This window comes from Oleiphilus sp. HI0128, from assembly GCF_001635365.1.
Genome location: NZ_LWGG01000077.1, coordinates 1 through 718, shown reverse-complemented (window position 1 = coordinate 718; position 718 = coordinate 1). Strand labels below are relative to the sequence as shown.

The window sequence follows — 718 nt, the reverse complement described above, 5'->3', positions numbered from 1 at the left end:
TTCGGCAATTACTTCGAGGTTCAGCAAGTCATCGATTAACTTGAAGCCTTCTGAGTATGACTTTTTGAGCTCAACATGACTATCTCGTCTAGAATCAATAAAGCTTTTTATTTGCTTCGCAGCTTGAAGCTGAAACTGATTTAGTTCATGACTGCTTTGTTGAAACGCCACTCTGGAAGACTGAGATTTAAAGCTTAGGTAACTGCTTTGCATCATCGTTGTTGAGAGTATTGTGAGGATCGCCAGCAACATTAATGACAAGACTAATGTAGCTCCGTATTGTTGCATGGCTCTTATTGGATAGGTCTTTGATTTTAGGTGCATATTGCCTCCTTGCTCATCACCGCTGTTATTAACTAAGTATTCTTCAAACTAAATTCTGACTGAAACTTTTTGAATTTATACCTCCGTTCATGCTCTTCTGGCTCGAACTCAAAACCTGTACCCAGTTTGAATTCTCTTTCCGGATTCTCATTCGAACTTGCCGATAGCTTGCTTTTGAATAAAGCGAAAACACGTACCGACAATACATCATTCCAGCTGAAAACGTTATCGGCAGTAAGATAGCGCTCCACCTTGCCATCACCACTTAGATCGAGCCCATATTCAAATTGCATTTGCGCCACACCATTAACCAAGCGCTGTTTGATAAAGCGGTTGCCGATCAGGGTATAACGACTTAAGCCGATACCTGAGACATCACAAAGCTCTTCATCTT

Annotated in this window: 2 protein-coding genes; both read right to left on the bottom strand. The window is 41.1% G+C overall.

Translation table 11 applies throughout. From position 1 onward, the window contains the following. Positions 1-324 (bottom strand): hypothetical protein (locus A3763_RS00990; RefSeq protein WP_156494795.1); only part of this gene is annotated, 324 nt, incomplete at its 3' end. A gap of 32 nt (positions 325-356) precedes the next feature. Next, on the bottom strand, positions 357-718 hold a 362-nt coding region (locus A3763_RS00985), incomplete at its 5' end, for a PilW family protein (RefSeq protein WP_197482663.1).